This window comes from Candidatus Sericytochromatia bacterium (assembly GCA_035285325.1).
Classification (GTDB): Bacteria; Cyanobacteriota; Sericytochromatia; order S15B-MN24; family JAQBPE01; genus JAYKJB01.
The window spans coordinates 22,003-32,531 of the sequence record JAYKJB010000066.1; the positions used below are offsets into that span (position 1 = coordinate 22,003).

Below are 10,529 nucleotides of genomic sequence, written 5' to 3' on the forward strand. Positions count from 1 at the left end.
AGCCGACACGTTCCTTCCATACCCGAAGGGTATCCTTTTAACCGGTTCCGAAGGGGCATCTCGTGGCGCGGCAGCCGCTCGAACTTGGTTCGCTCAGGCCGGTCAGGGAGGGCCTGACGGGAACAGGGTCGGGAGCGACTGGGCGCCAGGCGCGACCAGAATGCGCTGCGTGCCGATGGTCTGCATGCGCGCATCCAGGCCGTCGATCTCCAGCGGACAGCCCTCCACGATCTTCAGCCAGACCGTGCGCCCAGGAGCATCGACGCTCTCACTGTCGATCTTCTCCAGTCCGCTGGGGGTGACCAGGCGAACGACCAGATGGACGACGTTTGGATCGCCCACCTGGAAGGCGCGCTCGATTTGTGCTGAGCAGCTGGGTGCCGCTGGCTGACTGGGCGGCGGAGAAGTTGGTTGCGGTGGCTCTGGCAGCACCAGCGGGATTCCCAGCAGCGCGGGGGTGATCGCGTGCTGGAACAGCCCCATCAGGCGGCCTTGTTGATCGAGGTAGACCAGCCACACCGGGCATCCCAGCGGCACCACGCCGGCGAAATTCGACGCGCGCTTCAGCGCCGCCAGCAGGGGTGAGGCATGCGGGGGAACGCCCGCCGCCACGCGTCGGATTTGCAGGGTGCTGACCAGGGGGTGGGCGATGGCCGGGGCGCGCTGCCCGACCAGGCAGCCTGAGAAGGCGGGGGAGTCAGGCCTTTCCAGGCTGGCCTGGCTCCAGTCGCTTGCGCTGGTGGGCGTGCTGCTGGCCTTGGGGGGAGTGCCCGGAGGGGCCGTGGCCGAGGGCGCTTGAGCAGACTCAGCAGGTTTGGGCGTGTCGTTGGATGCCCCCGTGGGCGTGGCGGTGGCGGTGGGCGCTCCCGAAGCCGGGATAGACGTCTCGGCCGGGCGCTCCGGGGGCTGGCTCGCCAGGCTGGCCTTGAGGGCGGACAGTTCCTGGCGCAAGGCCGCCAGGGTGTCGCGCAACTCGGCCACCTCCTGACTCAGCCGTTGCATCTGGCGGCGCACGTCGGCGGCGTCGGTGAAGTCCGGCAAGCGTTCGCTGGTCAGTTGCTGCGAGGTGGCCTCGGTGGCGCGCTGGAACTGGGCCGGATTGTAGCTGCCCAGCTCGCCATCCGGCAGGCCTTCCAGCACGTGGCCCGTCACCAGCGTGCTGGCCGGGTCGATCTGGGTGCTGGCGCCCGCTTCCCCCACCTTCACCAGGCTGCGGAAGGCGGCCGTTTTGCCGCTGGGCGTGGGCACCTCGGCCGAGACGACGAAGGGGAGGCCGGCCGGGACGCGGGCCATGCGGAAGCGGCCCTCGGCATCCGTCACCACCGACGGAATGTCGGGAATGGGCTGTCCGGCGGCGTCCGCCAGAAACACGCGCGCCCCCTCCACGGCCGATGTTTCGAGGGCCTGCAGGCGATAGCGTGGCCTGTCCACCTCCACGAACGAAGGGCCTCGCGCGCGCTGGAGACCCACGCCGCGGTCGCTGATCAGGCCGAGCCCGCGATCACTGATCAGCCCGAGCCCGCGGTCGCTGATGAGGCGGACGCCGGCCGCCACGCTGAGCGTTCGTGGAACCCGGAGTTGCCCCTCCAGCGGCACCCGAGGCGCTTCGGCCACCTTGGTCGCACGGCTGGCGGCTTTGCGTCCGGGCTCGGCGGGGGGCGCCGGTGGTGCCTGGCAGGCGGCCAGGGTGATCAGCATCAGGAGCGTAGCGGCCAGGGAGGTGCGCACGGGGCCGATCCAATCGCGAAGGGATGAGGGGAGCGGACAGTTGTCCCCTTCATACCGCAGGGGAGTGGCGCGGAAACCTGGGGACGGCCGGGCTCAGAAGCGCGCGGGCGGAGCCGCCGGCAAGTAGCCTCCGCTGCCGCGCAACCAGGCGTCGAAGCGCGATTCAAGCAGATCGAGCGGGACGGCCCCGTCGCGCAGGACGGCCTCGTGGAAGTCGCGGGCGTCGTAGCGTTTGCCGAGTCCTTCGATCGCGCGGGCCTTGAGTTCGAGGAACTTCCATTCTCCGACCTTGTAGGCCACCGCCTGACCGGGGTCGGCCAGGAAACGATCGACTTCCTGGACAATCTCAGCTTCAGGGCGCGCGGCGTGGGCCCGGTAGAAGGCGATCGCCCGCTGGCGCTCCCAGCCGCCCGCGTGCAAGCCGGTGTCCAGCACCACCCGCAAGGCGCGTCGCATGCTCATGTTCAGGCGCCCGAAGCGGGCGTAGGGATCGCGGTACAAGCCCAGCTCCTCCCCCAGCGATTCGGCATACAGCCCCCAGCCCTCCACGAAGGCGCTGGGGCGACTCAAGCGCCGAAAGGTCGGCCAATCGGCCCGTTGAAATTGCCGCGAGAACTGCAAATGGTGGCCGGGCAGGGCTTCATGCAAGGTCAGGGGCGCCGCTTCGTAGGCGGGACGATGCGCCAGGTTGCTCAGGTTGACGAAAAACGTGCCGCCGCGCGAGCCATCGGTGGCGGCCGGCAGGTAGTAACCGCCGGGGGCGGTCGGGGCGATCGCCTCGGGCACGGCCGCCACGCCACACGGCGGCACGTTGGTGACGCGGAACAGGCTGGGCAGGCACTGGGTCAAGCGGCGCACCAGCAGGTCGTATTCGGCCAGCGCGGCGGCCTGATTGGGATGCCGGAAGCGGGGATCGCGCTCGACCTGCCGCAGGAACTCGCCAAGGTCGCCCTCGAAGCCCACCTCCAGACGGATCAGTTCCATCTCTTGCTGCAGGCGGGCCACCTCCGCCATGCCGCGGGCGTGCAACAGCGCCGGCGTGACGCGGGTGGTGCAGTGGGCGTTCAGCAGGTGCTCGTACAGGCGATCACCGCCCGGCAGCGCCGCAAGCCCCGTTTCCTGATGCGTCGCGGGCAGGTAATGGTTGCGCCAGTAACGTTCGAACCGGCGGATGCCCGGTTGGACCACGCGGTCGATGGCCTGACGGGCCTCTTCCCGCAGGCGGTGCTGGCGTTCGGCCGGCATGTCCAGCGGCAGCCGGGTCAGGGGCTGGTAGAACGGACTCTCTTCAGGCCGTTTGACCTGATGCGGGGCCAACTGCGTCAACACCCGTTCGGCCAGACCCCGGTCGAGCACGAGACCTCGCTTGCGGGCCCCTTCGAGCCCATCGATGGTCCGCTCCACGCGTACCCCGAAGGCGCGCAGGCGCCCGATCCAGTCCAGGAAGTCGCGCTCCGCGTCGAATTTGAGCAGGCCGACCAGGGTGTGGTCCAGCTGGGGGCCCTCCAGCGGCGTCACGACCCAGGCGTGGGCGCCGAGCGGATCGCCTTTCAGCCAGGTTTCGAGGTGACGCGTATAGAGCTGGTGATGGAAGCGGTCCTCAGGGGTGAGGCGCGCCAGCGGAATCTCGCGCAACTGGCGCCAGGCCTGTTGCTGGTGGCTCAGGCGGTCTCGCTGGGCCTGCTGGGACTGGTCGGCCCAGGCCGAATTCCAGCGGCGATCGCCCATAGCCGAGGCAAACAGGGGATCCTGGGCCATGGCCCAGTCCCATTCCGAGGCCAGAAAGCGGCGCAGGCGTTCCGTGGTGGGGTAGTCGGCCGCTTGCACCGGGGCTGTGAGCGGCGCGAGCGCCAGCAGACCCACGGACAACACGCGACCGACGTACCGGATCAGCGGGCGGTTCAGGCTGGCGAATCGGGACGTCATCCTGGACTTCATACCTGGCTGGTCGATGGATGGCAAGATGGCAAGTGAGGCTTCCACGCTGCACGAGGCCGTCAGAGGCCCTTGAAGCGCGCCCAGCGGGCTTCAAGACTGACATTTTGAGGCCCCAGGGGCTCCGTGATACCCGTGGTCCGGGCCAGTTCCTCATTGACCAGGTGCAGCCAGTGGGGGTTGCGCATGCGATGGAACAGGCGACCGGCCTCCGTGAGGGCTTGCCGGGCCTGGGTCGGGCGTCCGGCGGCCCGCAGCACGCTGCTGCGCGCCAGGTGCGTGTGAGCCTGCAGGAAGAGGTTGTCCATCTCCGGGCTGCGCACCCGGGCCAGCACGGCGTCGAAGCGGGAGAGCGCCTCGCTGTGGCTGCGTGGGGCGGCGCAGCGTCCCAGCCCCAGCCAGGCAAAGGCCTCGCTCAGCGGATTGCGCAGCGGGCCCGAACCGGCGATCGTCGCCAGTTGCTGAAAGATCGGTTCGGCCGCGGCAAGTTCACCTTCCGTCGCCAGGGTCGCAGCGCGCCCATACATGCCCAGCATGAGGGCGAAGCCCAGGCCATCCGCCTGGCCGCGGTCAATCAGGTCGTCGAACACGGCCAGCGCCTCGGCGGGACGCCCCAGATCGGCCAGCAGGTGCCCCCGCAGCGCCAGGGACTTGTTGAAAGCCAGCGCCTGCTGACGAAGGTGCGGATAGACCAGCAGGTTTTTCTCGATCTGTTCCAGCGCGAGTGCGTACTCTCCTTGCTGCCAGAGCAGATAGGGGCGCAGGTACAGCACCCAGGCGAAGGGAGGGCCTCCCACCCGGCGGGTCTTGCGCAGGGTCAGTTCGAGGTAGCGTTCGGCTTCCTCCACGTGGCCCGTCCAGGCTGGCCAGACGCCGAAGTAGAACCAGGCCAGGTAGGGGTCCTCGTCCCCCATCTCCCGGGCATAGGCCAGCGCCCGGTCACGGGGTTCGGGGGAAGGCCGCTGGCCTTGAAAGGCGATCGCATTCTGGGCGGCCCAGACCCCGACGCGCGCGGAACGCATCAGGGTGGAGGCGAGGGCGGGCAGGGGCGCTTCGAGCAGCCTGGCTGCTTGCCGGGCCTCCACGAGGAGCTCATCGATGCGACCTGATACCAGCAAGGCAGGAACACGTGCTACCTGGACCACGGCGGCCGCGGCTGACTTGGCCTGGTCGGGCACCAGCTGGACCAGCTGCTCTGACGCCGCAAAGGCGTCGGCCGGTTTGCCGATGATGGCGTGGGTCACCGCATAGAGGGTCAACAGGGTCGCCACATCCTGCTGACCGGCTGCCAGCAGCCTGGCCACCTGCACCGGGTCGGCCTGATAGGCCGCATAGGCCTTGCTGAGCATCTCGCCGGCGAGGGCGGTGGCCATATGGAAGCCGTGGTGGCCGATCTGCATCCAGATGGCCAGCCGCTCCGGCATGTGCTCCTGGGGCAAGCGCGAGAGCGCCCCCTCGGCATCGCGCCAGGTTTCCAGCGCCGTATAGATCACGCCGCGCGCCAGGGCCTGCTGGGCGGCCACCAACAGATGCGGATAGGCCTGGGCATCATCGCCCGCCTGCAGGAAATGGCGGCCCAGTTCATGGGCGATCGCCGTCTGATCCTCGGGGTGCTCGGCCAGCAGCGCCGCGCCGGCGCGCTGGTGCAGCTGGTTTCGGCTTTCCGGTTCCAGGCCTGCATAGGCCACTTCGCGCACGCGGTCGTGGGGGAACTCGTACTGGCCCGGCCCCGTGCGCGTGAGCAGCTGGCGTGCCAGCAATTCCTCGAGCCAGGTGAACAAGTCGTCTTCCGCACTGTCGGACACGGCTTGCAGCACCCGCAGCTCCCACGCGTGCCCCAGCACCGCGGCCGCGCCGAGCAGATGACGGGCGCCCTCCGGCAGGTGCGCCAGGCGACGCTGAACGGCCGTTTCGATGCTGCGCAGCTGTTGCAACACGGCGGGATCAGCCGGGAATTGCCAGAGCCCCTGCTTGCGGGCCAGGTGGCCCTCCTCGATCAGCAGTTGCAACACCTCCCGGGTGAAGAAGGGATTGCCGCCGGTGGCGCTGTACAGGGCGCGGGAAAAGTCTGACGGAATCTCGCTGCCGGGGAAAAAGGAGGCGAGCAAGGCGGCCTGCTGGGCCTGTTCGAGCGGGGCGGGACGCATCCAGTGACTGGTGCCTTCCTCGATGGTTTGCCAGAGCGGGTTGCCGGCCGGGGTTTCGTCGTCGCGGAAGGTACCGACGCAGAACACCCGGCTGCCCGTCGTGCGGCGGATGCCCTGGTTCAGGATGTCGATCGTCTGGGGGTCGGCCCAGTGCAGGTCGTCGAGCAGAAAGAGCAAGGGATGGCGCTGCGAGAGGGCCGTCAGCCATTCGATCACCATGTCGACCACATTGACGCCCTCGGGGGGGGCCTCCGCCGAGGCGAATTCCGGAAACAGCAAGCGCAGCGGGCCCTCGAAGAGACGGCGCTCCTCGGGCAGGGCATAGGCCAGCGCGGGCCGCAAGGCGTCTCTCAGGGCGTCATAGGGGCCCATGCCCTCGTCGTGACAGGCGCCGTGCATGACCACGAAGCCAGCCAGACTCGCCTTCAACTTGATCTCCTGAACCAGCCGAGACTTGCCCGTTCCGGCTGGGGCGCCGATCAGCAAGGCCTGGCCCTGTCCGCCCGAGACCGTCTCCAGGCAGGCTTCGATCCGCGCCAGCTCCACTTCCCGACCCACCAGTTCGCCGGAGACCAGAAAGCTCAGCTGCTGATCGCGGCTTTCCCGGGCCACGGCGGTGCCCGAGAGGGCCGACAGCTCGGCCAGGGCCATCCCGGCCGTGCGGGGACGACGCCCTGGCTCCTTGTCCAGCAGCCGCATGATCAGGCGTTCGAAGGCGGGTGGCAGCTCGGCGCGCGCCTCGCGGGGCGCGCGCGGGGCGTTGAAGAGGTGGGCCCGCACGACCTCGCCAACGCTGCCCGTGAAGGGCAGGCCACCTGTGACCAGCTCGTAGGCCAGGCAGCCCACCGAATAGAGGTCTGCCGCTGCGCTGATCGGCGCGCCGCGCGCCACTTCGGGGGCCATGTAGCCGGGCGTGCCGGTGATCTGGCGCGGCCCTTCCTCGTGGGCCTGGCGCATCAGGCCGAAATCCATCAACTTCAGCACGCCCTCCGGCGTGACGCGGATGTTGGCGGCCTTGATGTCCCGATGGACGTATTGCCGAGCGTGGATGTAGTCCAGTGCTTGCAACAGCTGGCTGAGCAGGTGGTAGACCGTCGGTAGCGGCAAGGGGCCCTGCGTGAGCAGCTCGGCCAGTTCCTGCCCCGGTACCAGCTCCATCACGATGAAGCGATCGCCGTCCTCCAGCTGGCCGAAATCGAGCACCGCCACCGTGTTGGGATGCCGCAAGCGAGCCAGCGCGTGGTATTCCGCCTTGAAACGCAGCCGCAGTTCGGCCGTGTCGCCGGGCAGGGCCTTGACCACTTTCAAGGCGCATTCGCGATCGCCCTCGAACTGGTCCAAGACCCGGTAGACCGTTCCCATGGCTCCCTCGCCCAGGGTGCCGAGCACGCGATAGCGCTGGGTGAAGTGGGTAGGCCCGGGATGTGACATCGTGGAAGGGTCACCAGGAACGGCGGGGGAGTTGTCCCTTGTATACCCCTGAAAGCAGAACCTGCCAGGTCGTGTGACCTGGCAGGTTTTCGTGTTTGGAATTCAGGGGAACAGGTCCCCCGGGTTCAATTGGCCCTGTTACGACTTGGGCTTGCTGCTCGAGCTGGCACTGCCAGGCGCGCTGGGCACCGGCACGGGCGCACTCGGGATGGGCAAGCTACCCGACGCGGAAGGCATCGGCGGCACGAAGCCGGGCGGGATCGGGAACGGGAAGATGACGGGCGGAAGCGTCTTGGCGCCCTTCATCAGCTTGATCGGCTCGCCCAGCGTCGCCGTGAAGCTGGGCTTGTTGTCAACCATCACCGGGATGATGAAGGTCATGTAGCCGCCCGCCGCCACGGAGAGCTTGTACTCACCCGGCAGGATCCGGTCGAGCGTGAACTTGCCGTTGGCATCCGAGAACTGGTTCTCGGTCACGGGCGGGTCGATCTGCGCCACGGCACCATCCAGGGGCTTGCCGGTCTCGTCAAGGACCTGGCCCGAAATCTTGCCGAAGTAGGCGACGGTGCTGGTCAGCTTGGTGACGCCGAGGTCTTGCGGCGCGGCCGAGGTCACGGTGACGGTGCGGCGCGGTGGCAGCTGGTAGAACGGGCGATAGACCTGAACGGTGTACTCGGCCGGCGGCAGGTTCAGCACCTCGAAGCGGCCTTCGTCATCGGTGATGGCGGTAAAGTTGTCGAGACCGACGTCGGTGTTGGCGATCGCCTTGCGGTCTTTCGGGTAGACCGAGATGGTCGCGCCGATGATGGCCTTGCCGTCGCTGCTCTGGACGGTGCCCGTCACGCCGGTGGGCGGATTGACGTCGCGTTCCAGCACGATCGGGGCGTCGAGCATGGCCGGCCGGCCACTCTTGACCGCGATGCCCTTGACGGTCTGGCGCTTGAAGCCAGGCTTGGCGACGACCACGTTCCAGGTGCCTTCGGCCACGTTGGTGAGGGCGAAACGACCGGTTTCACCGGCCTTGCCGACCACCGAGGTACCGCCGCTGAGGAACACGTCCGCGCCTTCCACACTGTCGGTGGGGCGAGCGTCTTTCAGCTCGATCACGCCTTGGATGGAACCCGTGCGACGGGTCACCAGGCTGGCGGCGTCGACGATCGGGGGATCTTGCGCCAGCGGCACCATGATGGCGGTCGGCGAGACCACCTTGGTCACGCCGCCCTTGCCATCTGGCACGGCCGCTTCGAGGGTGTATTCCGCGCCACCCTTGACCACGGCGGAGAACTTCCCATCGGGACCGATGGTGGTTTCCTTGGTGTCGATGTCGCTGCGCGCGATCACGGTGCCGCCCGTCGCCGTGGCCGCCTGGGCCAGGCGATAGCCCGCGCTGATCGAATCCACGGTGACGGTCCCCGTGATGGTGCCGGTTCCGGCACCGGCAGAGCCCGCAGCGGCGCCGCTGGCCTGGGTGGGGTTCGGGGTCTGATTGCCCTGGCAGGCCACGAGCGACGCACACAGCGTCAGCGCGAGCCCGAGGTTCATGGTAGAACGCAAGTTCGGAGTCCTCCTGTTGGGAGGTCCTGGGTCCGCGTTCGCGACGCGGATGGGCAGGACCCGTTCACACGACACACTCCCTGTCCGGCCCGGACGTGCCTTTGGCCAGACGGCGCGCAGACAAGCCTGGTGCAACAGGCAGGTTTGACATTGAACCGGGCGCGCCGCCAAAGTGCAAGCGCGCCCGGTTCAGCAGGGCTCAGCGGATCACGCGGACGCGATGGTTGCTGGTGTCCGCGACGTAGATCTCGCCGGTCTTGGCCAGCACCAGAGCGCCTGGGGTGCCGAACTTGGCGTCGCCCAGCTTGCCGTCCACCATGCCGAACCAGCTGCCGCCCAGGGTCACGACCTCCCCGGCGGCCGAGACGCGCCGGATGCGGTGGTGGTTGGTGTCCGCCACGTACAGGTAGCCGTCGTGGCCGTAGTGGATTCCCTCAGGGAAGCTGAAGCCCGCGGCCGCGCCGATGCCATCGTTGGTGCTCTGGGTCGGCGAACCGGCCAGCGTCGACACCGTGCCACTCGGGGTGATCTTGCGGATGCAATGATTCCCCAGTTCGGTCACGTAGAGGGTGCCATCCGGGCTCACGGTGATGCCGCTGGGATCCCAGAATTTGGCCGCACTGGCCGGACCTTCCACGTAGCCCGAGCTGGAACCGGCCACCGTCGAGACCGTGCCGTCCGGCGTGATCTTGCGGATGCGCTGGTTGCCCTGGTCCGCCACGAAAACGGTGCCATCGGGCGTGACCGCCAGGCCTTTCGGGAAGGTGAAACGGGCTGCCTTGCCCACGCCGTCGTTGGCCCCCGGGGTGCCGTCGCCGGCCAGCGTGGTCACCGCTCCCGTCGGCGTGACCACGCGAATGGCGCAGTTGCCGCTGTCAGCCACGTACAGATTGCCCTTGGCGTCGACGCCCAGGCCTTCTGGCTGCGAGAACTGGGCGGCCTGGCCCGTGCCATCCGCCAGACCGGCGTTCATGCCGGCCAGCAGCGTCACCATGCCATCCGCCATGACCTTGCGAATGCGGTTGCTACCGGTATCCGCGACGTAGATGACGCCATCCGGCGCCAGCGCGATGCCGCCGGGCGCATAGAACTGCGCCGAAGCGCCCTTGCCGTTGGCGCCCCCCACTTTTGACCCCGCCAGCGTGCTCACCTCGCCCTTCAGCGCCACCGGTGGCGAGAGTTTGGGGGCTGCGGAGGATGGCGCGGGGAGGGGCGTGGCCACCGTGGTGGCGACCGGGGTGGCCACCACGGTCGCCGAAGCGGGGGCTGTCGGCGTCGGGGGAGCGCTCGCCGGGGGCGCCGATGGCGGCGGCGCCGCCGGGACCGGTTCGAGCGGCTTGATCACGGGCGGCTCGGTCTTGGCACTGCCCTTGGTCAGCGTGATGGCCTCCGGCAGCGTGACCGTGAAGTTCGGCTTGTTGTCGACCATGACCGGCACGATCACCGGTTTGAGGCCTCCGGCCGCGATCGTCAGTTGGTACTCGCCCGGCAGGATCCGGTCGAGCGTGAACTTGCCGGTGGCGTCGGTGAACTGGCTGTCGGTCACGGGCGGGTCGAGCTGGGCCACGGCGCCGTCGAGCGGGAGGCCCTGCACGTCTTTCACCACACCGGACACCTTGCCGAAGTAGGCCACCGTGCTGGTCAGCTTGGTGATGCCGAGGTCCTGCGGGGCGCCGGCCGTGACCGTCACGCTGCGGCGTGGCGGCACCTGATAGAAAGGCCGATAGACCTGCA

The 10,529-nt window shown here is 68.6% G+C and carries 5 protein-coding genes; all 5 read right to left on the reverse strand.

The features are described from left to right. Nucleotides 1–102 precede the first annotated feature (102 nt). On the reverse strand, nt 103–1,728 hold the full coding sequence (locus VKP62_09395) for a hypothetical protein (GenBank protein ID MEB3197403.1): 1,626 nt from the start codon (nt 1,726–1,728) through the stop codon (nt 103–105). Between the two features lie 93 nt (nt 1,729–1,821). Next, entirely contained in the window at nt 1,822–3,654 is a 1,833-nt protein-coding gene (locus VKP62_09400; protein MEB3197404.1) for a DUF885 domain-containing protein, read from the reverse strand. 71 nt (nt 3,655–3,725) lie between these two features. After that, nucleotides 3,726–7,241: a protein kinase gene (locus VKP62_09405; protein MEB3197405.1), complete on the reverse strand. Its 3,516-nt coding sequence runs from the start codon at nt 7,239–7,241 to the stop codon at nt 3,726–3,728. A gap of 138 nt (nt 7,242–7,379) precedes the next feature. After that, on the reverse strand, nt 7,380–8,795 hold the full coding sequence (locus VKP62_09410) for a carboxypeptidase-like regulatory domain-containing protein (GenBank protein MEB3197406.1): 1,416 nt from the start codon (nt 8,793–8,795) through the stop codon (nt 7,380–7,382). Between the two features lie 199 nt (nt 8,796–8,994). Next, a partial coding sequence (locus tag VKP62_09415; protein MEB3197407.1) for a carboxypeptidase regulatory-like domain-containing protein occupies nt 8,995–10,529 on the reverse strand: 1,535 nt, incomplete at its 5' end.

What these genes read in the sequence shown, in the direction of transcription:
- VKP62_09405 (MEB3197405.1), bottom strand. Translation starts at nt 7,241, where the DNA reads ATGTCACATCCCGGGCCTACCCACTTCACCCAGCGCTATCGCGTGCTC.
- VKP62_09400 (MEB3197404.1), bottom strand. Translation starts at nt 3,654, where the DNA reads ATGACGTCCCGATTCGCCAGCCTGAACCGCCCGCTGATCCGGTACGTC.